23 protein-coding genes, 1 tRNA gene and 1 pseudogene are annotated in these 22,255 nt (G+C 70.4%); 15 read left to right on the top strand and 10 right to left on the bottom strand.

Translation table 11 applies throughout. The annotated features are described in order from the left end of the window. Positions 1-2: 2 nt before the first annotated feature. Positions 3-330: pseudogene (locus tag ACFYY1_RS20375) on the top strand (tyrosine-type recombinase/integrase); the annotation flags it as partial. 16 nt (positions 331-346) lie between these two features. Here the strand turns inward: ACFYY1_RS20375 and ACFYY1_RS20370 are convergent. Together ACFYY1_RS20370 and ACFYY1_RS20365 are read right to left on the bottom strand one after the other, a co-directional pair. Further along, positions 347-718 (bottom strand): hypothetical protein, encoded by a 372-nt coding sequence (locus ACFYY1_RS20370; RefSeq protein ID WP_388587293.1) that lies wholly within the window; start codon positions 716-718, stop codon positions 347-349. Between the two features lie 233 nt (positions 719-951). Then, positions 952-1,713 (bottom strand): phosphoglyceromutase, encoded by a 762-nt coding sequence (locus ACFYY1_RS20365; RefSeq protein ID WP_388587290.1) that lies wholly within the window; start codon positions 1,711-1,713, stop codon positions 952-954. A 217-nt stretch (positions 1,714-1,930) separates the two neighbouring features. Between ACFYY1_RS20365 and ACFYY1_RS20360 the strand changes: the two genes are divergently transcribed. Then, positions 1,931-3,247: an MDR family MFS transporter gene (locus tag ACFYY1_RS20360; RefSeq protein ID WP_388587287.1), complete on the top strand. Its 1,317-nt coding sequence runs from the start codon at positions 1,931-1,933 to the stop codon at positions 3,245-3,247. Between the two features lie 85 nt (positions 3,248-3,332). Here ACFYY1_RS20360 and ACFYY1_RS20355 read toward each other — a convergent pair whose 3' ends face one another. Then, on the bottom strand, positions 3,333-3,482 hold the full coding sequence (locus tag ACFYY1_RS20355) for a hypothetical protein (RefSeq protein WP_383716925.1): 150 nt from the start codon (positions 3,480-3,482) through the stop codon (positions 3,333-3,335). Positions 3,483-3,744: 262 nt separating this feature from the next. After that, the gene (gene phoU / locus ACFYY1_RS20350) at positions 3,745-4,422 is read right to left on the bottom strand and encodes a phosphate signaling complex protein PhoU (protein WP_388587284.1); all 678 of its coding nucleotides are present in this window, start codon (positions 4,420-4,422) and stop codon (positions 3,745-3,747) included. Positions 4,423-4,620: 198 nt separating this feature from the next. On the opposite strand from phoU, the gene ACFYY1_RS20345 reads away from it, so the two are divergent. Beyond that, complete coding sequence (locus ACFYY1_RS20345) at positions 4,621-5,898, top strand: cell wall metabolism sensor histidine kinase WalK (protein WP_266730866.1); 1,278 nt, start codon at positions 4,621-4,623, stop codon at positions 5,896-5,898. Beyond that, complete coding sequence (locus ACFYY1_RS20340) at positions 5,895-6,575, top strand: response regulator transcription factor (RefSeq protein WP_072487966.1); 681 nt, start codon at positions 5,895-5,897, stop codon at positions 6,573-6,575. Before ACFYY1_RS20345 ends, ACFYY1_RS20340 begins: the two co-directional genes overlap by 4 nt. Positions 6,576-6,673: 98 nt before the next feature. On the opposite strand, the gene ACFYY1_RS20335 is transcribed toward ACFYY1_RS20340, so the two are convergent. After that, positions 6,674-7,339 (bottom strand): DUF461 domain-containing protein, encoded by a 666-nt coding sequence (locus ACFYY1_RS20335; RefSeq protein WP_388587280.1) that lies wholly within the window; start codon positions 7,337-7,339, stop codon positions 6,674-6,676. Positions 7,340-7,979: 640 nt separating this feature from the next. Between ACFYY1_RS20335 and ACFYY1_RS20330 the strand changes: the two genes are divergently transcribed. The 7 genes from ACFYY1_RS20330 (at position 7,980) to ACFYY1_RS20300 (ending at position 14,960) form a co-directional block, all read left to right on the top strand. Then, positions 7,980-8,462, top strand: a complete 483-nt coding sequence (locus ACFYY1_RS20330) for a CarD family transcriptional regulator (RefSeq protein WP_006380568.1) — start codon at positions 7,980-7,982, stop codon at positions 8,460-8,462. A gap of 375 nt (positions 8,463-8,837) precedes the next feature. Further along, complete coding sequence (gene ispD / locus ACFYY1_RS20325; RefSeq protein ID WP_388587277.1) at positions 8,838-9,584, top strand: 2-C-methyl-D-erythritol 4-phosphate cytidylyltransferase; 747 nt, start codon at positions 8,838-8,840, stop codon at positions 9,582-9,584. Continuing rightward, a complete protein-coding gene (gene ispF, locus ACFYY1_RS20320) occupies positions 9,574-10,116 on the top strand; it encodes a 2-C-methyl-D-erythritol 2,4-cyclodiphosphate synthase (protein WP_388587274.1) in 543 nt (180 codons plus the stop codon). Before ispD ends, ispF begins: the two co-directional genes overlap by 11 nt. Before the next feature lie 148 nt (positions 10,117-10,264). Further along, on the top strand, positions 10,265-10,669 hold the full coding sequence (locus ACFYY1_RS20315) for a PPOX class F420-dependent oxidoreductase (RefSeq protein WP_388587272.1): 405 nt from the start codon (positions 10,265-10,267) through the stop codon (positions 10,667-10,669). An 80-nt stretch (positions 10,670-10,749) separates the two neighbouring features. Beyond that, positions 10,750-12,153, top strand: a complete 1,404-nt coding sequence (cysS, locus tag ACFYY1_RS20310; RefSeq protein ID WP_388587269.1) for a cysteine--tRNA ligase — start codon at positions 10,750-10,752, stop codon at positions 12,151-12,153. A gap of 85 nt (positions 12,154-12,238) precedes the next feature. Further along, on the top strand, positions 12,239-13,195 hold the full coding sequence (rlmB, locus tag ACFYY1_RS20305; RefSeq protein WP_376635954.1) for a 23S rRNA (guanosine(2251)-2'-O)-methyltransferase RlmB: 957 nt from the start codon (positions 12,239-12,241) through the stop codon (positions 13,193-13,195). Positions 13,196-13,313: 118 nt separating this feature from the next. Then, complete coding sequence (locus tag ACFYY1_RS20300) at positions 13,314-14,960, top strand: DoxX family membrane protein (RefSeq protein ID WP_388587267.1); 1,647 nt, start codon at positions 13,314-13,316, stop codon at positions 14,958-14,960. A gap of 107 nt (positions 14,961-15,067) precedes the next feature. Here ACFYY1_RS20300 and ACFYY1_RS20295 read toward each other — a convergent pair whose 3' ends face one another. The 3 genes from ACFYY1_RS20295 to ACFYY1_RS20285 form a co-directional block, all read right to left on the bottom strand. After that, the gene (locus ACFYY1_RS20295) at positions 15,068-15,778 is read right to left on the bottom strand and encodes an NDP-sugar synthase (RefSeq protein WP_388587264.1); all 711 of its coding nucleotides are present in this window, start codon (positions 15,776-15,778) and stop codon (positions 15,068-15,070) included. A 34-nt stretch (positions 15,779-15,812) separates the two neighbouring features. After that, positions 15,813-16,226, bottom strand: coding sequence for a hypothetical protein (locus ACFYY1_RS20290; protein ID WP_351258467.1), 414 nt, complete (start codon positions 16,224-16,226; stop codon positions 15,813-15,815). 247 nt (positions 16,227-16,473) lie between these two features. Beyond that, a complete protein-coding gene (locus ACFYY1_RS20285) occupies positions 16,474-17,610 on the bottom strand; it encodes an ABC transporter ATP-binding protein (protein ID WP_266730843.1) in 1,137 nt (378 codons plus the stop codon). 261 nt (positions 17,611-17,871) lie between these two features. On the opposite strand from ACFYY1_RS20285, the gene ACFYY1_RS20280 reads away from it, so the two are divergent. The 3 genes from ACFYY1_RS20280 to ACFYY1_RS20270 all read left to right on the top strand — a co-directional run bounded on the left by ACFYY1_RS20280 (position 17,872) and on the right by ACFYY1_RS20270 (position 19,311). Next, positions 17,872-17,944 (top strand) — tRNA-Thr (locus ACFYY1_RS20280). Between the two features lie 171 nt (positions 17,945-18,115). Continuing rightward, positions 18,116-18,625: an RNA polymerase sigma factor gene (locus ACFYY1_RS20275; RefSeq protein ID WP_388587260.1), complete on the top strand. Its 510-nt coding sequence runs from the start codon at positions 18,116-18,118 to the stop codon at positions 18,623-18,625. After that, entirely contained in the window at positions 18,622-19,311 is a 690-nt protein-coding gene (locus ACFYY1_RS20270) for a hypothetical protein (RefSeq protein ID WP_388587258.1), read from the top strand. The genes ACFYY1_RS20275 and ACFYY1_RS20270 overlap by 4 nt, the downstream gene beginning before the upstream one ends. Positions 19,312-19,431: 120 nt before the next feature. Here ACFYY1_RS20270 and ACFYY1_RS20265 read toward each other — a convergent pair whose 3' ends face one another. Further along, entirely contained in the window at positions 19,432-20,073 is a 642-nt protein-coding gene (locus tag ACFYY1_RS20265) for a hypothetical protein (RefSeq protein ID WP_388587256.1), read from the bottom strand. Beyond that, the gene (locus ACFYY1_RS20260; protein WP_388587254.1) at positions 20,073-20,576 is read right to left on the bottom strand and encodes a hypothetical protein; all 504 of its coding nucleotides are present in this window, start codon (positions 20,574-20,576) and stop codon (positions 20,073-20,075) included. The genes ACFYY1_RS20265 and ACFYY1_RS20260 overlap by 1 nt, the downstream gene beginning before the upstream one ends. Before the next feature lie 502 nt (positions 20,577-21,078). Between ACFYY1_RS20260 and ACFYY1_RS20255 the strand changes: the two genes are divergently transcribed. Then, positions 21,079-22,215 (top strand): serine hydrolase domain-containing protein, encoded by a 1,137-nt coding sequence (locus ACFYY1_RS20255; protein ID WP_388587251.1) that lies wholly within the window; start codon positions 21,079-21,081, stop codon positions 22,213-22,215. The last annotated feature ends 40 nt before the right edge of the window (positions 22,216-22,255 follow it).

Here is a 22,255-nt window from a genome sequence, read left to right as displayed (position 1 = left end):
CACCGCGTGGTGGTCGCGTCTGGCGCGCCTCGCTGAGCGAGGCGGTGTGGAAACCGGCTCTGGCCCTCGGCCGCAGTCATTCCGATCCCGAAGGCCAAGAGCCGGGAGCACGCTGCCGCACGGGAGCACGGCATGCACGCCCTCCGGCACTTCTACGCGTCCGTGCTCCTGGACGCGGGCGAGAGCGTCAAGGCCGTCAGCGAATACCTCGGGCACTCCGACCCTGGACTGACGCTCAAGGCGTACGCGCACCTCATGCCCAGCAGCCGGGACCGCGCCCGGAAGGCACTCGGGCAGGCCCTTCGGCCCCACCATGACCCGGAGAACTGAGCGCCCAGCACGGGGGTCAGCCGACCTGCTGCCTGCGGATGCGCAGGTGCGCATCCTCGACATTCGAGAGGAGCCGTTTCCTCTGCTTCCCAGAATTCAGGTAGTCGCTCGCGACTTCCGCGAAGAGGAAAGTGGCGCTCTCGGCAGAGTCGATGTCGTCGTCGACGTGGTCTACGAGTTCGGCCGTTGTCCCCTCGAACCGTCCGACCCCGGCGGCGACGATGAGCGCGGACATGTCGAGTGTGTCGATGAAGGTTTGCAGATGACCGGGACCTTCGAGAGACACGATGGCACCCGCTCGATCCATGTCCTGCTGCAGATTGCGGATGCGCTCCTTCGCTACGGCTAACGAGGTTTCCGCCTCCTTCCATGTCCTCACTTCACGCACAAGGGCATGTGCCGCATTAACAAGATCGGCGTACGACTCTCGTTGGTGCTGCCTGCGGACGGCGTCAACACTTCCCCGGCCGTATCCGCCTCCTGCCGAAACCGGGCTCGGAAGCCTCTCGGGAGGGTTCGTCGGCCGCAGAACTCGGGGCCCGAGGCCCCAGAGGGGGCCCAGGTCATGATCACGCCCCTGGGTTGCGCCATGTGCGCAGCTCAGGGGCATGATCACAAAATCTACTTCTTCTTGCCCTGGTTCTTCACGGCCTCGATGGCGGCCTTCGCCGCGTCCGGGTCGAGGTACGTGCCGCCCGGCTTCACGGGGCGGAAGTCGGCGTCCAGTTCGTAGACGAGCGGGATGCCGGTCGGGATGTTCAGGCCCGCGATGTCGGCGTCGGAGATGCCGTCGAGGTGCTTGACCAGGGCCCGGAGGCTGTTGCCGTGGGCGGCGACCAGGACGGTCCGGCCGTCGAGCAGGTCCGGCACGATGGCGTCGTACCAGTACGGCAGCATGCGGGTGACGACGTCCTTGAGGCACTCGGTGCGCGGGCGCAGCTCCGGCGGGATCGTCGCGTAGCGCGGGTCGTCGCTCTGCGAGAACTCGGTGCCGTCCTCAAGGGCGGGCGGCGGGGTGTCGTAGGACCGGCGCCAGAGCATGAACTGCTCCTCGCCGAACTCGGCGAGCGTCTGGGCCTTGTCCTTGCCCTGCAGGGCGCCGTAGTGGCGCTCGTTCAGCCGCCAGGAGCGGTGGACCGGGATCCAGTGGCGGTCCGCGGACTCCAGCGCGAGCTGCGCGGTGCGGATGGCGCGCTTCTGGAGGGAGGTGTGCAGGACATCGGGGAGCAGACCGGCGTCCTTGAGCAGCTCACCGCCGCGGACTGCCTCCTTCTCGCCCTTCTCCGTGAGGTTGACGTCCACCCAGCCGGTGAACAGGTTCTTCGCGTTCCATTCGCTCTCGCCGTGGCGGAGGAGGATCAGCTTGTACGGTGCGTCGGCCATGGGTCCGAGCGTAATCGAACCCGTACGAGCCCCGCGCAGCCGGTCACAGGGCGGACAGGGGGCGGGCAGCGGGCGGGCGGGACGACGGGTGGTCGGCGTCGATTGACGGTCGGCGTCAATTGACTGGCGTGCCGGAATCCGGGATTCGTAATGTTCGGACAGTCGTCGGGACTCTTACCGGCGGTGTCCGTTCCGTACGTCCCTGGGGGGATGCCGCATGTCTGTCGCCGGTCTCAGACGGGCCGCACACGAATCCGTGTCCGGGCTCCCCAGGCAGTTCTGGTGGCTGTGGACGAGCACGCTGGTCAACCGGCTCGGAGCGTTCGTCGCCACGTTCATGGCGCTGTACCTGACCCTGGACCGGGGCTACTCGGCCTCGTACGCCGGTCTGGTCGCCGCGCTGCACGGGCTCGGCGGGGTGGTCTCCTCGCTCGGGGCGGGGGTGATGACCGACCGGCTCGGCCGCCGGCCCACCATGCTCATCGCGCAGACCTCGACGGCGGTGTCCGTGGCCGTGCTCGGGTTCATGGTCCACCCGGTGGCGATCGCGGCGGTCGCCTTCTTCGTCGGCATGGCCAGCAACGCGTCGCGGCCCGCGGTGCAGGCGATGATGGCCGACATCGTCCGGCCCGAGGACCGGGTGCGGGCCTTCTCGCTCAATTACTGGGCCATCAACCTCGGCTTCGCCGTCTCGTCGGCCGGGGCCGGGTTCGTCGCCGAGTACAGCTATCTCGCCGGGTTCCTCGGCGAGGCCGCGATGACGCTGTTCTGCGCCGTCGTCGTTTTCCTGAAGGTGCCGGAGTCGCGGCCGGAAACGCCGAAGACGCCGGGGAAGCCGGTGGGGTCCGCGGACGAGGTCCGGCTCTCCACCGTGTTGCGCGACGGCCGGTTCATGAGCGTCGTCGGGCTGTCCTTCGTCATCGCGCTGATCTTCCAGCAGGGGTACGTGGGGCTGCCGGTGGCCATGGGGACGGACGGGTTCTCCAGCTCCGACTTCGGGACCGCGGTCGCCGTCAACGGGGTGCTGATCGTGGTGCTCCAGATTCCCGTCACCCGCTTCATCCAGCATCGCGACCCGCGCCGGCTGCTCGTCGTGTCGTCGCTGCTGGCGGGGTACGGATTCGGGCTGACCGCGTTCGCCGGGTCGGTCGCCGTCTACGCGCTGACCATCTGCGTCTGGACGGTCGCGGAGATCGTCAACTCGCCGATCCAGAGCAGCCTGGTCGTCCGGCTGTCACCGGCCCGGGGCCGGGGCCGCTACCAGGGCATGTACACGATGTCGTGGTCCGCGGCCGCGCTGATCGCGCCGCTGATGTCGGGCCTGGTGATCGACCGGTTCGGGGCGCAGTGGCTGTGGGGCGCGTGCGCGGTCCTGGGGACCGGGGCCGCGCTGGGCTACTGGCTGCTGATGCGGAACCTGCCGGGCGCGGAAGGGGCGGCCCCGGCGCCCGAGGGCGGCAGCCGGGTGGCGGAGAGCGGCGGGGGCTCCTCGACGGGTGCGAAGACCGAGCCCGCCGCGGAGCGGATGGGCTGAGGCGGTCTCACGCCGGGCACGGCGGCGCCCCGCGCGGAGCGTTCCGTCTCCGCGCGGGGCGTACTCGGCATCGCGTGGCAGCCGGTCAGCCGCAGCAGCCACCGCACTGGCAGGGGGCTCCGGACTGGCAGCCGCAGCCGCAGCCCGAGCCGCAGCCGCAGGCACCGAGCAGGGTCAGGTGCACCACTTCGGCGGGTGCCTCCTGCTGAAGGTCGGTCGTGGGGGAATCGGCCATGGTTCCTCCTCAAGGCGTACGACAGGGCCGTACGGCGCGAAGACGCGCGTACGACCGGGGCGTACGGACAAGGCGTGCCGCCCCACCCCATTGCATCCCCAACCCGGCGGGCGCATCAACGGCGCACACGTGCAGAAACACTTGTGCGACCCGATGCGCCCACGCACGCCCGTACGCGCCCCGGTCACGCGCACCGGCCACGTACCCCGGTCACGCGCAGCGGTCGCGTACCCCGCTCACGCGCAGCGGTCGCCCGCCGCGATCACGCGCCCTCCACCGGCGTCTGCTGCTGGATCTCGTCGGCGTGCTCGCCCGTCACCAGGTACACGACCCGCTTGGCGACCGACACCGCGTGGTCCGCGAAGCGCTCGTAGTAGCGGCCGAGCAGCGTCACGTCCACGGCCGTCTCGATGCCGTGCTTCCAGCGGTCGTCCATCAGGTGCTGGAACAGCGTGCGGTGCAGCAGGTCCATCTCGTCGTCGTCCTGCTCCAGCTGGAGCGCGAGGTCGACGTCCTTGGTGATGATCACCTCGGCGGCCTTGGCCATCAGGCGCTGCGCCAGCTGCCCCATCTCCAGGATGGTGGCGTGCAGGTCGTTCGGGACCGCCGACTGCGGGAACCGCAGCCGGGCCAGCTTGGCGACGTGCTGGGCGAGGTCGCCGGAGCGCTCCAGGTCGGCGCTCATCCGCAGGGAGGTGACCACGATGCGCAGGTCCGTCGCCACGGGCTGCTGCCGCGCGAGCAGGGCGATGGCCCGCGCCTCCAGGTCGTGCTGCAGGTCGTCGACCTTCTGGTCCGCGGCGATCACGCTCTCCGCGAGCTTGAGATCGGCATCGAGCATGGACGTCGTCGCCCGGCCGATCGCCGACCCGACGAGGCGGGCCATCTCGACCAGCCCTTCTCCGATCGAGTCGAGTTCCTCGTGGTACGCGTCACGCATGGAAGTCCCTCTCCAGTCCTCTGTGTAAGGCCGGGGCACGGTTCGAACCCCACGCTGCCACCCTGAGTGGCGTACGCGTCGGCTTCCGGCCGCCCAAGTGAACCAACCCTTGCCCCTCGGTGAACTCTGGGCGACGAGTGTTCGGACAGGCACTCGGATGGCTGGGAGAGTCCTCCGACACCCGCATAACCTTGACGTATGGACGTGAACGCGGCAGTCGCCGCAGCTGCGGCGATCGGCGGTGCGTGTACCGGCGTGATCGCCATGCTCGCGTTCCGCTGGAGCGAGCGCGACCAGAAGAAGCCGACGCGGACCTCCATGCGGCCCGACAGCAACGCACCCCTGCCGCCCGGGGTGGACACGGTCCTGTCCGTGCTCAGCTCCTCGGCGGTCGTGCTCGACGAGAGCGACAGCGTGGTCAAGGCCAGCTCCGCCGCCTATGCGCTGGGACTGGTCAGGGGCGGGCGGCTCGCCGTCGACGCGATGCTGAACATGGCCAGGGACACCCGCCGCGACGGCGAGATACGGCAGGTGGAACTGGATCTTCCGCGACGCGGTACGGGCCGCGGCGAGGCACTCGCGGTCTCCGCCCGGGTCGCTCCGCTCGGCTCCCGGCTGGTGCTCCTGCTGGTCGAGGACCTCACCGAGGCCCGCCGGATAGAGGCGGTGCGGCGCGACTTCGTCGCCAACGTCAGCCATGAGCTCAAGACCCCGGTCGGCGCGCTCTCGCTGCTCTCCGAGGCCGTGATGGACGCCTCCGACGACCCGGAGGCGGTGGAGCGCTTCGCGGGCCGGATGCAGATCGAGGCGACCCGGCTGACCAACCTCGTCCAGGAGATCATCGACCTCTCGCGGGTGCAGAACGACGACCCGCTGGAGGACGCCGAACCGGTCCGGGTGGACGAGCTGGTGGCCGAGGCCATCGACCGCTGCCGCCAGCAGGCCGGCTCCAAGCAGATCACCATGGCGGCGGGCGGCACCGCGGAGCTCCGGATCTGGGGCAACCGCGGCCAGCTCGCCGCGGCGCTCGGCAATCTCGTCGAGAACGCCGTCAACTACAGTCCCGCCCGCACCCGAGTGGGCATCGCCGCCAGGCGACTGTCCGTGCCCGGCGGGGACCAGATCGAGATAGCCGTGACCGACCAGGGCATCGGCATCTCGGAGAAGGACCGCGAGCGGGTCTTCGAACGCTTCTACCGCGTCGACCCGGCCCGCTCACGGGCCACCGGTGGCACCGGCCTCGGCCTCGCCATCGTCAAGCACGTGGCCGCCTCGCACGGCGGGGAGGTCACGGTCTGGAGCTCGGAGGGCCAGGGCTCCACCTTCACCCTGCGGCTGCCCGAAGCGGGCTCCGTACGGGAACGGGACCGCAGCTCGGGCGGAACGCCCGTCGTCAACGGCGACGAGGGCGGCCCCCATGGACCCGCCCACCCCGACACCCTTGAACCATTCCCTGCCCCGGAGGTCCTTCCGTGACCCGAGTGCTCGTCGTCGAGGATGAGGAATCCTTCAGCGACGCCCTGTCCTACATGCTCCGCAAGGAAGGCTTCGAGGTCGCCATCGCGGCCACGGGCCCGGACGGGCTTGACGAGTTCGAGCGCAACGGCGCCGACCTCGTCCTGCTCGACCTGATGCTGCCGGGCCTGCCCGGCACGGAGGTCTGCCGTCAGCTGCGCAGCAGGTCCAATGTCCCCGTGATCATGGTCACGGCGAAGGACAGCGAGATCGACAAGGTGGTCGGCCTGGAAATAGGAGCCGACGACTACGTGACCAAGCCCTTCTCCTCCCGGGAGCTGGTCGCCCGCATCCGCGCGGTGCTGCGCCGCCGCGGCGAGCCGGAGGAGGTCACCCCGGCCGCCCTGGAGGCGGGCCCGGTGCGGATGGACGTGGACCGTCACGTCGTCACCGTCGCCGGCGGCAAGGTCGACCTCCCGCTCAAGGAGTTCGACCTGCTGGAGATGCTGCTGCGCAACGCGGGCCGGGTGCTGACCCGCATGCAGCTGATCGACCGGGTGTGGGGCGCGGACTACGTGGGGGACACCAAGACCCTCGACGTCCACGTCAAGCGCCTGCGCGCCAAGATCGAGCCCGACCCGGGGGCACCACGCTTCCTGGTGACGGTGCGGGGCCTCGGGTACAAGTTCGAGCCGTAGACCGCCGGATGTGCCGACGGCGGAGGGCGCCCCCCGGACGGGAGGCGCCCTCCGCCGTTCAGCGGGCTTGCGCCATGGGGCCGGTGAGTGTCGGCCGGTCAGTCGGTCTGCGACGAGGCGGACGCGTCGTCGGCCGGGGTGTCCGCGCCGTTCTCCGACTCCGAGGCGTCCTCGCCCTCCGACCCGGCGGCGGGGGCCGTGGCGGAACCGGTCGGGCTCGCCTCCTGCGACTTCTCCGGGGTCTCGGGCAGCGTGCTCGGGCCGTAGCCCGTGAAGTAGCTCTTCGCCGGCACGACGAACGCGCCGAGCGGGACCTCGCCCGCCGAGCTGAACTTGAAGACGACCTGCTGCACATTGCCCGCCTTGGCGGCCTCGCTGCCGTTCTCGATGACGGCGGAGGCGTTGCCCTCGCCGCCCAGGAGCACCGAGCCGCCGGCCGGGACGACGACCGGGCCGGCACCCTTGGCGGCGTGCAGCTGGACCGAGGCGCTCGAACCCGGCAGCGTGATGGCTTCCAGGGTCTGCGGCTTCGTGCCGTTGTTGAACAGCGTCGCGGCCACGACGGCCGGGCCCTGGGCGGTGAGCTCGGGCTGGGTGACGACGTTCGCGTTCTGGATGCTGATGTCACCGATGGTGGTGGCAGCAGTGTCCGGCCTGACCTTGAGCGTCGCGGCGTCATTGCCCGCGCCGCACGCGGCGAGCGAGGCGATCGAGAACACGATGGCTGTGGCGGCGAGAGCGCCGTGTCGAAGGCTGCGGCTCACGGCGGCGGCAACTCCTTGAACGTTCGGACTGCGGACGGGTGGGGAGCGACGTAAAGCCGCCCTAAGGGTGTGTCAGCGGCCTTAGGCTACCGAGCCGCCCGCCCGGCCCCGCACCCGACCCGCCCCTGAGGACGATCTCGGTCGCCCCGGAGCTCGCGGGCACTTCCCGCGGTCACGCCGTTCGGCAGCCCGCTTCCGGCAAAGGTTTGCGGGCCCGGCAGCCGCCGAAACGGCCCGTCACATGCCGTTCACATATCGCCGGTGATCAATTCATGGAACGTGGCGCATTCCGTGCGCATAACCGATCACACCGAGCCGTTGATCAATTCCATTGATCAACGTCACTTACCTCCGTACGGGTGATCGATCCCCGAACGGAGTACGGAAAGTTCACCATCCGGAACCCGACAAATCGGGATGTTCGTCCCCTTCGGGAGGTGGTTCGGATGTGTGTGACGTGTGCGTTTCGTCCCGCCTGCACAACGGCTCCGACCTGCGAATTCCGCCCCCGGCGAACCTTCCGCAGCACGTGCGTGTTGCTGTTGTCAAGCCCCGAGATATGCCCTGACCTGCGAAAACGCCATTCAGGAGAAGCAGTTCTCGTGTTACTCTTGATAGCCACGGAAGGGGTACCTGTCACATGACGTTCAAGGTTGGCGACACCGTGGTCTATCCCCATCACGGGGCCGCGCTGATCGAGGCTATCGAAACTCGCCAGATCAAAGGCGTGGACAAGACCTACTTGGTGCTCAAGGTCGCCCAGGGCGACTTGACGGTTCGTGTGCCGGCGGACAATGCGGAGTTCGTGGGTGTGCGCGACGTAGTCGGGCAGGAGGGGCTGGACCGGGTCTTCGAGGTGCTTCGCGCGCCGTACGCCGAAGAGCCGACGAACTGGTCCCGGCGCTACAAGGCAAATCTGGAGAAGCTCGCCTCCGGCGATGTCATCAAGGTCGCCGAAGTGGTTCGCGACCTGTGGCGTCGTGAGCGCGAGCGTGGACTCTCCGCAGGTGAGAAGCGCATGCTCGCCAAGGCTCGCCAGATTCTGGTGAGCGAGCTCGCTCTCGCGGAGAACACGAACGAAGACAAGGCCGAGGCTCTGCTCGACGAGGTTCTCGCGTCCTGAACCGGCTCGCGCCGGTCGTAATCAATGTGCCGCGGTGCCCGCTGACAACCGTATTCACGGTATGTCGTCGGGCGCCGCGGCATGTCCGGTTTCGGCCACGGCATGGCTGGATACGGCCGCGGTGTGGCCGAATTCCTGGCGCAGCCTGTCCGGATTACGTCCCGACGCACCGATGCGTTGGCTTCATCGGTGATACCCCCGATACGTTGCTCGCGATCTTGCGCAGCCGATCCCGAGCGCCGGTGCGGCTTGTCCGACTTCGACCGGGTGTCACGGAAAGGGCCCCGTCGAGTCAGGGCACGGCGCCCGGCTCGCTTGTGGCCATACCCACGTCGGCTGTGGAAACAAACATGCCGAAGCTCCGGAGTGCAATCGATGTCTGATCAATCGCGTCCGTACCGCACGGCCGCCGTGATTCCCGCAGCCGGCCGCGGCGTACGGCTCGGTCCGGGCGCCCCCAAGGCGCTCCGCGCGCTGGGCGGAACACCCATGCTCATCCACGCGGTACGGGCCATGGCGGCGTCCCGTGCCGTCTCCCTGGTCGTGGTCGTCGCGCCGCCGGACGGCGCCCACGAGGTCAAGAACCTGCTCGACGAGCACGCCCTGCCCGAGCGCACCGACTACCTCGTGGTGCCCGGCGGCGACACCCGCCAGGAATCGGTGCGGCTCGGCGTCGACGCGCTGCCCGATGACATCTCCGTCGTCCTCGTCCACGACGCGGCGCGCCCGCTGGTGCCCGTCGACACGGTGGACGCGGTGATCGAGGCGGTACGGGACGGGGCGCCCGCCGTCGTCCCCGCGCTGCCGCTGGCCGACACCGTCAAGGAGGTCGAGCCCGGTGCGCCGGGGGAGCCGGAGCCGGTGCTCGGGACGCCCGTGCGGGCCAGGCTGCGTGCCGTGCAGACCCCGCAGGGCTTCGACCGCGACACGCTCGTGCGGGCGCACGGGGCCGTCGCCGTCAGCGGCGAGGGCGCGACGGACGACGCGGGCATGGTGGAGCAGCTCGGGGCGCCCGTGGTGGTCGTCCCCGGGCACGAAGAGGCGTTCAAGGTGACCCGGCCGCTGGATCTGGTGCTGGCCGAGGCGGTACTCGCGCGCAGGAGGGCGAACGATGGCTTCTGAGGAAACGTTGGGGCGCGGGGAAGCCGCGGCGGGCTCCGCGGAACGGACCGGGCCGGTGATCCCGCAGGTCGGGATCGGTACCGACATCCACGCCTTCGAGGAGGGCCGCGAGCTGTGGTGCGCGGGGCTGCTCTGGGAGGGCGAGGGGCCGGGGCTCGCCGGGCACTCGGACGCCGATGTCGTCGCGCACGCCGCGTGCAACGCGCTCTTCTCGGCCGCCGGGCTCGGCGACCTCGGGCAGCACTTCGGCACCGGGCGGCCCGAGTGGTCCGGCGCCGCCGGGGTGACCCTGCTGACCGAGGCGGCCCGGATCGTGCGGGCCGGAGGCTTCGAGATCGGCAACGTCGCCGTCCAGGTCGTCGGCGTACGGCCGAAGATAGGCAAGCGGCGCGACGAGGCGCAGAAGGTGCTGTCGGCCGCCGTGGGGGCGCCCGTCTCGCTCTCCGCGGCCACCTCCGACGGGCTCGGCTTCACCGGCCGGGGCGAGGGCATCGCCGGCATCGCGACCGCGCTGGTCTACCGCACCGGCTGAGCCCGCGCGCCGAGGTGCCCGCCGTGCCGCCGGCGGGCGGAGCGCTCGCCCTGACCCTTCCGGTGGGCAGGAGCGGGAAGCGGGAGCGACGGGACGGAGTTGGGGTACGGGTAGAGGCACCCACCGATCGCACTGGAGGACGTACGCCATGACCGCCGCACTCTCCGAAGAACTCAAGGCGCTTCTCGACACCCCCGTCTTCGTCACCGTCGCCACCATCCAGCCCGACGGCAGCCCCCAGGTCTCCCCGGTCTGGGTCCGGCGCGACGGCGACGACGTGCTCATCTCGACGACGGTCGGCCGCCGCAAGGAGAGGAACCTGCGCCGCGACCCCCGGGTCACCGTCGTCGTGCAGCCCTTCGCCGCCCCGTACACGTACGCCGAGATCCGCGGCACGGCGGCTCTGAGCACCGAGGGCGGCCAGGAACTCATCGACGAGCTGTCCAGGAAGTACACCGGCAAGGAGTACGCGGACTTCAACCCCGCCTCCGTCGACGACGCCGAGCGCGTGGTCGTCCGGATCACCCCGCGCAAGGTCGTCGGAAGCATCTGAGACGCCCCGCCGCCAACGACTCGCCCCGCGATTCCCCAAGGGGTCGCGGGGCACTGGTGCGCGCCCACTACCCTTGAGGCGTGACTATTCGCCTGTACGACACCAGCGCCCGGCAGATCCGTGACTTCGTACCGCTCACAGCGGGCTGTGTCTCGATCTACCTCTGTGGCGCGACCGTCCAGGCCGCCCCGCACATCGGGCACATCCGGTCCGGGCTGAACTTCGACATCATGCGCCGCTGGTTCCAGTACCGCGGCTACGACGTCACGTTCATCCGGAACGTCACCGACATCGACGACAAGATCATCACGAAGTCGGCGGAGCAGGGCAGGCCGTGGTGGGCCATCGGCTACGAGAACGAGCGGGCGTTCAACGCCGGTTACGACGCGCTCGGCTGCCTCCCGGTCACCTACGAGCCCCGCGCCACCGGCCACGTCCCCGAGATGATCGAGATGATGCGGGGCCTGATCGAACGCGGTCACGCCTACGCGGCCGACGGCAACGTCTACTTCGACGTGCGCTCGTTCCCGGGCTACCTGGAGCTCTCCAACCAGGACCTGGACGACCTGCGCCAGCCGTCCGGCGAGGGCGAGACCGGCAAGCGCGACCAGCGCGACTTCGCCATGTGGAAGGCGACCAAGCCGGGCGAGCCCAGCTGGGAGACCCCGTGGGGCCGCGGCCGCCCCGGCTGGCACTTGGAGTGCTCCGCCATGGCGCACAAGTACCTCGGCACCGCCTTCGACATCCACGGCGGCGGCATCGACCTGATCTTCCCGCACCACGAGAACGAGATCGCCCAGGCCAAGGCGTACGGCGACGAGTTCGCGAAGTACTGGGTGCACAACGGCTGGGTCACCATGTCCGGCGAGAAGATGTCGAAGTCGCTGGGCAACTCCGTGCTGGTCAGCGAGATGGTCAAGGCGTGGCGCCCGATCGTGCTGCGCTACTACCTCGGCACCCCGCACTACCGGTCGATGATCGAGTACAGCGAGGAGGCCCTGCGCGAGGCCGAGTCCGCGTTCGCGCGGATCGAGGGGTTCGTCCAGCGCGTCACCGAGAAGGCGGGCGAGACGGTCGAGCCCGCCACCGAGGTGCCGCCGGCCTTCGCCGAGGCGATGGACGACGACCTGGGCGTCCCGCAGGCGCTCGCGATCGTCCACACCACGGTCCGCCAGGGCAACTCCGCGCTGGCCGCCGACGACAAGGAAGCCGCCGTCGCCCGGCTCGCGGAGGTCCGCGCGATGCTCGGCGTCCTCGGCCTCGACCCGCTCGACGAGCACTGGGCGGGCGAGAGCGACCGCGGCGACGATCTGCACGGGGTCGTCGACACGCTCGTACGGCTCGTCCTGGACCAGCGCCAGTCGGCCCGCGAGCGCAAGGACTGGCCCGCGGCCGACGCCATCCGCGACCAGCTCAACCAGTCCGGACTCGTCATCGAGGACAGTCCCACCGGACCTCGGTGGACACTCGGCCCGCGCCAGTAGTCCCCACCGTGTGCCGCCCGGCGTTCCGGGCGGCACACTTCACTTATACGTACGCATGTCTGAGAAGCAACGAAACAGGTAGGTCATGGCCGGGAACAGCCAGCGCAGGAACCGCCGCACGTCCAACAAGAAGGGCGCGCAGGTCGGCAGCGGTGGGCAGCGTCGCCGTGGCCTCGAAGGCAAGGGCCCGACGCCGCCCGCCTCCGCCCGCAAGGGACACAAGAAGAACCGCATCGCCAACGCCCAGGCCAAGCAGGCCGCGGCCCGCCGCCCCGCGCCCCGGCGCGGCGGCGTCAAGGGCACGTCCGAGATGGTCGTCGGCCGCAACCCCGTCTACGAGGCCCTGCGCGACGGCGTCCCGGCGACGACCCTGTACGTCCAGCAGTACATCGACAACGACGAGCGGGTCCGCGAGGCGCTCCAGCTCGCCGGCGCGCGCGGCAACATCAACCTGATGGAGGCCCCGCGCCCCGAGCTGGACCGGATGACGAACGGCCTGAACCACCAGGGCCTCGTCCTCCAGGTCCCGCCGTACGAGTACGCGCACCCGGAGGACCTCACCGCCGCCGCGTACGACAACGGCGAGGACCCGCTGATCGTCGCTCTCGACGGCGTCACCGACCCGCGCAACCTGGGCGCGATCGTCCGCTCCGTCTCCGCGTTCGGCGGCCACGGCGTGGTCGTGCCCGAGCGGCGCGCGGCCGGGATGACGGCGGGCGCCTGGAAGTCCTCGGCGGGCACGGCGGCCCGCACGCCGGTCTCCCGGGTGACCAACCTGACCCGCGCCCTGGAGGGCTACCAGAAGGCCGGCCTCACGGTCGTGGGCCTGGCCGCCGACGGCGAGCACACCGTCGAGGACCTGGAGGAGCTCGCCGGGCCCGTCGTCATCGTCATCGGCAGCGAGGGCAAGGGCCTCGGCCGCCTCGTCGGCGAGACCTGCGACTACCGGGTCCGCATCTCGATGCCCGGTGGCGCGGAGTCGCTGAACGCGGGCGTCGCGGCCGGGATCGTGCTGTACGAGGTTGCGCGGCGCCGGGCCTGAGAAGTCCACCCGGCCGGGGGGCGGCCGGGCGGAGCCTCCCCCCGGCCGGACCCATTGACGGGCCTCGGACACATCGGGCCCGTCAAGGCAGTGTCCTAAACACAGATCACTCGGTTAGATGAGTGTGGACACCAGAACGCCTCGGTTCGACGAACAACCCGCCCTGAGCATGACCAAGGTGGACTGCGACCCTGCGCAGGTCATCGTCAACCACGCCAGCTTCCGGGTGCAGCTCGCCCCCGGCCAGCGCCCGCGGCTGCGCGGTCTGGCCCCCGCCGGCGTGCCCAGGATCCCCGCCATGAGCGGCGCAGGAGCGGCCCGCGGCAGGCGCTCGCCCGTCGTGTGGAGCGGCAGGTCCGCCCCCGGCGACCCCGGCGCCACCGGGCTCCTCCAGGCCGTGCGGAACTCCACCGCGGGCCGCCCGGCCCCGGCCACCGGGTACGACGCGTACGACCCCTACGCGGCCCCGGAGCGCGACGGCGGACCCGGCATGGCCGGCACCCAGGTCATCGACCTCCTCGAAGAGACCCAGCCCAACCCCGTCCTCACCGCCCCGCACCAGCCGGGCGGCTACGGACCGCTGCTGCCGCCCATGCGCCGGGCGGTCGGCGCCTACGACACCGACGACGGCGCGCCGTACGCCGCGTCGTACGCACAGGACGCGTACGACGACGAGGACGGGTTCGACGACGAGGCCGACGCCCGGAGCGGGCGCCAGAGCGGCGACTCGGTCCGGCACGCGTACTACCCCGGCCGCCGGATGAACCTCGGCGTCGTACTCCTCCCGCTCCGCGTCTTCCTCGGCTTCATCTCCATCTACGCCGGCATGGGCAAGCTCTGCGACCCCGTCTACTTCGACGGCGGCGACCGCGGCTCCATGGTCAAGTGGCTGACCTCGCTGCACCCCTGGCAGCTGGCCGAGCCGCTGCGCGACTTCGCGCTCTCCCACCCCGTCGGCGCCGGACTCACCGTCGCCTTCCTCCAGGTCGTCGTCGGCGTCCTCACCGTCCTCGGCCTCTGGCAGCGCGTCGCCGCCTCGTTCGGCGCGCTGCTGTCCGCCGCCCTGCTGGTCACGGTGAGCTGGCGCACCGTCGCCGCGTACGACGCGCCCGACATCATCTACCTCGCCGCCTGGAGCCCGCTGATCATCGCGGGCGCGCCCGTCTACTCCGTCGACGGACGGCTCGCCGGGGAGGCCTGGCGCAGGCTCGGCCCGCGCTCGGCGATCTGGGAGCTGCGCCGCCGGGTGCTGCGCCGGGGCGCCGTCGTCGCCTCCGTGGTCGTCGGTCTCACCCTGCTGGTCGGCTCCGTGCTCGGCGGTGCGGTCCGCTCCTCCGAGGTCGTCACCGTGCCCGGTCCGAACACCGACCCGACCAACCAGCTCCCCGGTTCCCCGCTCCCCGAGGAGTCCCGCAGCGGCCGGGCCTCGCACACCCCGGACGGCCGGCGCCCCGCCCCGTCCCGGAGCACCGTCGCCACGACGCCCTCCACCGCGCCGTCCACGCCCACCGCGGGCACCGTCCGCGAGTCCGGCCAGGCGGCCGGTGCCGGCCAGCCCAGCCAGACGCAGGGCACCGGGCAGCAGACCCCGCAGCAGACGGCCCCGCAGCCGCCTCCGTCCAGCAGCTCCGGCCCGTCGTCCTCCGGCTCCACGGGTACGGGGGGCGGCTCGACCGGCGGCTCGACCGGCGGCTCGGACGGCGACGGTTCCACCGGCTCCACGTCCGGCGGCGGGAAGAACCCCATCGGCGGCCTGCTCGGCTGAGTCACCGCCCCGGCACACGGCGAAAGGGGCGGTCACCGGCTTCACACCGGTGACCGCCCCTTCGCCATGCGCGCGGCCGCCATGCGCAGGCCACCACGCGCCGGTGGTCAGCTCCCGTCGAGTTCCTTGGCGGCCTCGGTGAGGTCCTTCGCCGTGTCGATGGCCCGCCAGTACGCCCCGTGCGGCAGCGGGTACCCGGCGAGCCTGCGCTCGCGGGCCAGCCGGGGGAACGTCGTCCGCTCGTGGTCGCCCCGGTCCGGCAGCAGCGTCGTGAACTCCGGGGAGAACACGTACACCCCGGCGTTGATCAGATACGGCGAGGGCGGCGACTCGATGAAGTCGGTGATGTGCCCGAACGCGTCCGTCTCCACGGCACCCCACGGGATGCGGGGGCGGGCCAGGGCCAGCGTGGCGGTCGCGTCGCGCTCGGTGTGGAACGCGGCCATCTCGCGCAGGGAGAAGCGCGTCCAGATGTCGCCGTTGGTGGCGTACCAGGGCTGCTCGGGGTCGGGCAGCCGGGTGGCGGCGTACTTCAGCCCGCCGCCGCGGCCCAGCGGCTCGGACTCCACGACGGTCGTCACCCGCAGCGGCAGCACCGCCGAGTCCAGCCACTCCTGCAGTACCTCGGCCAGATGACCGCACGACACCACGGCGTCGGTCACGCCTTCGGCGGCCAGCCAGGAAAGCTGATGGCCGATGATCGGAGTCCCGGTGCCCGGGATCTCGACCATCGGCTTGGGGCGGTCGTCGGTGTACGGGCGCAGCCGCGATCCCTGGCCACCTGCCAGGACCACGGCCTGCGTCGGATACGTATGCATGCCAGGCACGATATGCGGTGCCCGGAGCGGCCGGTCAGCTGAACCGGGCGACGCCCGAGGCGAAGGACGTGTCGCAGACGGGGCGCGAGAACCGGTGGGCGTGGGTGGGCCCGTACTTCTCGACGGCGGCGCGGCCCAGTGCCTTGGCGATCGACATGCAGTGCCGGGCGAGGGAGGGGCGGCCCTCGACGGAGCGCTGGAGGTCGGTGAGCGCGACCGCCGGGTCCTTCTCCCGGAGCTCCACGAGCAGTCGGTCGCGGAGGGCGTCCTGCGGAGTGCGCGCCTTGGCGCGCTTGGAGATGTCGTGAGCCGACGCGGTCAGGACCTGCGGCTCGGAGCCGTGCGCTGCCCACGGCACGCTGGTGACGGCGAGGGTCCCGGAGAGGACCATCACGACGGGCAGTACGAAGGCGAGGGATCGGCCGATGCGGCGCGCAGTGTGGGTCACGCAGCGAGCGTAGCGGGCAGTGATGATATGGCGACAATTCGTCACTCTTGAGGGGGATGGTTCGAGGGTGTTTTTCGAATCCGGTGTTGACGAACGGAGCCGAAATGACCGGTGTGCCGGGCAATTCGGCACCGCGCGGCCCCAAACCCGCCCGGCCCCTGTTCAAACCCTCCGGCGCCCCGTGGCGCGCGAACGGCCCCGCACGCGATACGTGCGAGGCCGCTGTGATGCGGGGGTGCGGGGCGCGTCAGTCGGTGAGACGGGCACCCGTCGAGGTCGAGAAGACGTGCAGCTCGTCCGGGCGCGGCACGACGTGCAGCTTGGTGCCCTTCTCCGGAACGGCGCGGCCGCCGACGCGGACGACGAGGTCCTTGTCCTGGCCGCCGACCCGCGCGGAGCCGTAGACGAAGCCGTCGGCGCCGAGCTCCTCGACGACGTTGACCGAGACGGCCAGGCCGGCCGGGGCGTCGGCGCTGTCCTTCGAGAGGGACTTCGCGGCGGCGCCACCGTGCTCGACGATGTCGAAGTGCTCCGGGCGGATGCCGACCGTGACGGTCGTGTCGCCCTTGTCCGCGGCGGCGGAGAGCGCCTCGCGGGAGACCGGGACGACGCTGTTGCCGAACTTCACGCCGCCGTCGGTGATCGGGACCTCGACCAGGTTCATGGCCGGGGAGCCGATGAAGCCGGCCACGAAGAGGTTCGCCGGCTTGTCGTACATGTTGCGCGGCGAGTCGACCTGCTGGAGCAGACCGTCCTTGAGGACCGCGACCCGGTCGCCCATGGTCAGGGCCTCGACCTGGTCGTGGGTGACGTACACGGTCGTGATGCCCAGGCGGCGCTGGAGCGAGGCGATCTGCGTACGGGTGGAGACACGGAGCTTGGCGTCGAGGTTCGACAGCGGCTCGTCCATGAGGAAGACCTGCGGCTCACGCACGATGGCGCGGCCCATCGCGACACGCTGGCGCTGACCACCGGAGAGCGCCTTCGGCTTGCGGTCCAGGTACTCGGTGAGGTCGAGCATCTTGGCGGCCTCTTCGACCTTCGCCCGGATCTCGGTCTTGTTGACCCCGGCGATCTTGAGCGCGAAGCCCATGTTGTCCGCGACGGTCATGTGCGGGTACAGCGCGTAGTTCTGGAACACCATGGCGATGTCCCGGTCCTTCGGGGGCAGGTGCGTGACGTCGCGGTCACCGATGCGGATCGCGCCGCCGTTGACGTCCTCAAGACCCGCGAGCATGCGCAGGGAGGTCGACTTGCCACAACCGGAAGGACCGACGAGGACGAGGAACTCACCGTCCGCGATGTCGATCTCAAGCTGGTCCACGGCCGGCTTCGTGGAGCCGGGGTAGACGCGGGACGCCTTGTCGAACGTGACACTGGCCATGCTGAATCTTCTCCTCCACCGGCAGGAACGTGCCGGACGATCCGAGTGCGGGAGTGGTCTGGTCCACTTGCGTGAACCTTCAGCGACGCTACCTGGCCATTTGGAATCTGTCAGTAGTTTCAAGGCCATCGATTCTTCACATACGGGTGCGTGGGCGTACGGCCGCTCGGGCGGCTGCGGGGGCCGCGGAACTTCCTGGATCGGCGAGTGGGGCGCTGTGTAGAGTGAGGGCTCGCGCGCGTGGCTTTCGATGTGCGCGCTGCCGCCTTAGCTCAGTTGGCAGAGCGGTTGCCTTGTAAGCTCCAGGTCGTCGGTTCGATTCCGACAGGCGGCTCAAAACCCCAGGTCAGCGCCATGCTGGCCTGGGATTTTTTTATGCGTGGACCTGGCCTTCCCGGGGGGTGTCGCCCCGGTCCGCGCGCGGCGTTCCGACAGCGGTCGACGCCGCCGGAAAATACTCCGGACTCCCTGTAAGGATCTGCCACGCGCATGACATATAGGGGGTGTGGAGAGCAACCAGACCGTGAGCGAGCCGGGCCGAAGCGCCCGGTTCACCGCGCTGTACACACGGGAGTACTCGCGCGTGCACGCCTTCGCGCACCGCAGAACGGCTGACGGGGGTGAGGCCGAGGAGATCGCCGCGGAGGTGTTCCGCATCGCCTGGGAGCACGAGCTCGAAGGCGGGCAGACGACGCCCGGATGGCTGTTCGTCACGGCCAGGAACGTGCTCGGCAACCACTACCGGGCCACCGTCAGGCTGAGCGAGCTGCGCCGACGCATCGGCGAGGAACTCGGCAGGGCCCCCGCGTCGCCGGAGGAGTCGACGGTCCTGGACACGCTCGACCGCCTGCCGCAGCGGCATCGGGAGGTGCTGGTGCTCAGTTACTGGGACGGTCTCACCGCGGCGGAGACCGGCGCACTGCTCGGGTGCGGCACCTCGGCCGTATGGGTCCGTCTGCACCGGGCCCGCAAGGCGTTCCGTGAGCACTACACCTCGTCCGGGGAGTCGGCATGAAGCGTACGCAGTCCAAGAAGGCCCCGCTGTCCGCGAAGCGGATGGAAGCACTGATCAGGCAGGCCGACCCGCTGCCTTCCGGCGCCGAGGCATCCGGCCTGTCCCCGCGCGCATCGAGGGAGTTGAGCACTTTGCTGGACGGAAACGACTCGGTCACCGTGGACGTGGCCCGGCCCCGGCGTCGGCGAGGGGGACTGATCGCCGCGGTGGCGTGCGGCGTGGCCGCGGTCGCCGTCGCGGTCGGCGTGTACGCCACGACGGGGACGGGCGAGCCGGGCGGGGGGCTCGTGGCCGACGAGCCCGCCTACGGGTCGGCGTCCGCACTGGAGGGTGCGGCCGATCTCATCGTGCGGGCGGAACTCGGCAAGGGCACGGAGCGGACCGTCGACGACGTCACGTCGGTGGAGGCCCCCGCCAAGGTGCTGGCAGCCGCGAAGGGGAGCGCTCCGGGCGCGCAGGTCACCGTCTCGTACACCCCGCCCGACGCGGGAGGGCCCGAGGTCGCCGCCCTCGCCGCCGGAAAGGAGTACGTGCTCCTGCTGGAGCGGCAGGACGACGGACGGTTCACGCTGGTCAACACCGCCCAGGGCGCGTACGGCGTCAGCGGCGGCCGGGCCGTGGCCGGCGAGGGCAATCCGGTGACGCTGAGCCCGGGGGTCCTGAAGGCTCTCCGGCTGACCGGCTGAGGCCCGTCCGGGCGCGGTGACACGACGGAGGGGGTACCGCCCGCCGGCGGTACCCCCTCGTCTCGGCCGCCTCGCGCGCCGGCCGGCCCTCGCGGGCACCCGGCGTGGAGGCGGCCGTGCTCACTTGACGCGGGCGGCCCGTTCCTTGAGGGTCCGGACCGTGCCCGCGTTCTCGAAGCCACCGTCGCCGACGGGCTCGATCCGTCCGCGCTCACCGGCGGTGTAGAGGGCCTGTTCGGGGTTGAGCAGGTCGTACGGCGCCGACGCGCCGTGGCCGGCGAGCATCAGCACGTACTGCGTACCGTTCTTCGCCAGCGTGGTGGTGTGCTTCTCCTGGTAGGTGACGTTCCCCCGCTCGCCGCCGAGCTGGCTCACCTCGACGATGTCGCCCGGCTCGGCGTCGCCGGCCAGGACCTCGGAGACCTTGACCTCGGAGACGGTGATGACGACCGGGTCGGTCTCGGCGGCCTCCTCCTCGGAGAGGCCCGCCTGCGGGTTGGTCAGCGGGTCCGTGTCGGTGGACTTCTCCGGCCTCAGCTCCTTGACCGTGGAGCCCACCACCGTGCCCTTCACGATGAGATCGGCCTTCTCGACGACCTCGTCGAGCGAGTCGTACACCGGGTAGTCCGCCTGGTAGGCGATGACTTCGGATTTCTCGGCGGCCTTGCCTCCGGCCTGCTCGCCGCCGTTCGAGCAGCCCGCTGCGGAAAGGGCGAGAACGAGGAGGGATCCGCTCGCGACGAAGTGACGCATTTTCCTCATCAGTAGATCCTCTTGACCTCGGAGATGTCGTACGCCAACGGCTTCTGCACCTTGGTCCTGTTCCTGCTGTGCTTCATGAGCGAAGCCTTCTTGGTCCCAGGGTTGTCGGCGAGGCTCAGAGCGTGTCCCAGCTCATGGGTGGTCGTGCTGCGGGACCACTCCGTCATTTTGGAGCCGGAATCACGGGAGAGGGTTTTCGCGTTCACCTTGATCTTGAAGATCCGATTGATGGGACGCAGGCCGGACGGCGAATAGAGGCCGTACCAGCTCTCGTTGTAGCGGCCGGCCGTGAATGTGGCCTTCGCGGTGGACTTGCGGCCGATACTGGCTCCGGCGCCCGCGTTGTTCCAGTTCTTGCGCCCGGTGTCGAGGAACCCGACCCAGGTGTCGTTGATGCCCACTGCCTTCACGTTGAACTTGGGGCCGGGCATTCCGCCGCTGTAGTAGGTGGCTTGAGCGCTGGTCGCCCCGCTGAGGCCGACGGCCAGGGCGAATGCGGTCATGGATGCGACGCGTGCTGTGATGCGTGCATGAGTACGCCTCAAAGGTGAGCCCCCTGCGTTGTGCCCGCGCCGGTCGAGCGCGGGCGATTTGGCCATTCGGGCCGTACGGGGGTGAAGTGCCCGGCGCACGCGCATGGGCAGGGAAAGTCCGAGCACGCCGGAATTCCTTGTGCCTCATGGGTGGATCGATCGGCCTGTTCCCCCGTGGATCGGCCTTTGCACTCCCGTGACCCTAATCATTCCCATCGGCGTCTGCAACGAGTATTCGAATTCAAGTCGGCTGCCGAATAGGGGTGTTGGCTAAATGAGGGCTCTGATTCCGGTTCCGTTTCGTCGTGTCCGCACATGACGGAACGGCTTGTCTCGCGCGTGGCCACCCCGGAAGCCGGTGTGAGCTGGATCACCATTGAGGTTGACCTCGGGTCAGGGTGGACGCTCGTCGCATCGGCAGGCCGCGACGGGCGCCGATCCGGGCACGACGGACTCAAGGGAGCCGACCACCATGGACATCGATCCTTCCGACCAGGACAAGAGCACGTTCGACGACGCCGCTGCCGGGCAGGACCGCCCGGAACTCCGCGAGATCCTGGAGGAGATCGTCGATTCCGGCATCGCGGGGATCACGCTGCGCGTGCACGACGAGCGGGGCGAGTGGGCCGGCAGCGCCGGGGTGAGCAGGCTGGGGGAGGCCGCGAAGCCGCCGGTGGACGGACACGTCCGGATCGGCAGCAACACCAAGACCTTCACCGCGACCCTGGTGCTGCAACTGGTGGCCGAGGGCAGGATCGGGCTGGACACCCCGGTGGCCGACCGCCTGCCGGAGTTCGGGCTGGACCGGCGGATCACCGTGCGGATGCTGCTGCAGCACACCAGCGGGATCTTCAACTTCACCGGCGAGTACTACGAGGACGGGACGATGGTGCCGGGGATCCCCGCCACCACCGCGGGCAAGGAGTGGGTGGACAACCGCTTCAGGACCTATCCGCCGGCGGAGTTGGTGCGGCTGGCGTTGTCCAAGCCGGCGCGGTTCGAGCCGGGGACGGACTGGAGCTACTCCAACACCAACTACGTGCTGGCCAGGCTGCTGATCGAGCAGGTCACCGGCCGCCCGGTCGCCGAGGAGATGCAGCGGCTGATCCTGGGGCCGCTCGGGCTGTCGGGCACCGCGGCACCCACCACACAGACCGGGATCGCCGAGCCGCACGCCCATGCCTACTACCGCTACGAGGACGCCGGCGAGGAGAGGACGGTCGACGTCACCAGGCTGAACCCGTCCTGGATCTCCAGCGGCGGTGACATGATCTCGACCTCCCGGGACCTGCACACGTTCATCTCCGCGCTGGTGGGCGGCAGGCTCCTGCCGGCCGAGCTGCTGGCCGAGATGTGCACGCCGCGCCCGACGCCCGCCCCGGGCATGGGCTACGGCCTGGGGGTGTTCGTGCAGGACATCGGCAGCGGCGGCACCGTCATCACCCACAACGGCGGCGCCGCCGGTCATGCGGCACTGATGTACAGCACGCCCGACGGCGGCAGGACCCTGACCGCCACCCTGAACTACGTGGACGACGCCGCGCTGTCCCTGGCCGTGGCGTTCCAGCAGGCGACGCAGCGGCTCGTCGGCGCAGTGTTCGGCGAGTGAGGTGTTCTGCGGCAGGCGGGCAGGCGGGCAGGCAGGCGGG

Source organism: Streptomyces sp. NPDC001890, assembly GCF_042891445.1.
Taxonomy (GTDB): Bacteria; Actinomycetota; Actinomycetes; order Streptomycetales; family Streptomycetaceae; genus Streptomyces.
Note: the sequence above shows the minus strand (reverse complement) of the source record. Positions and strands in the feature narration are given on the sequence as shown.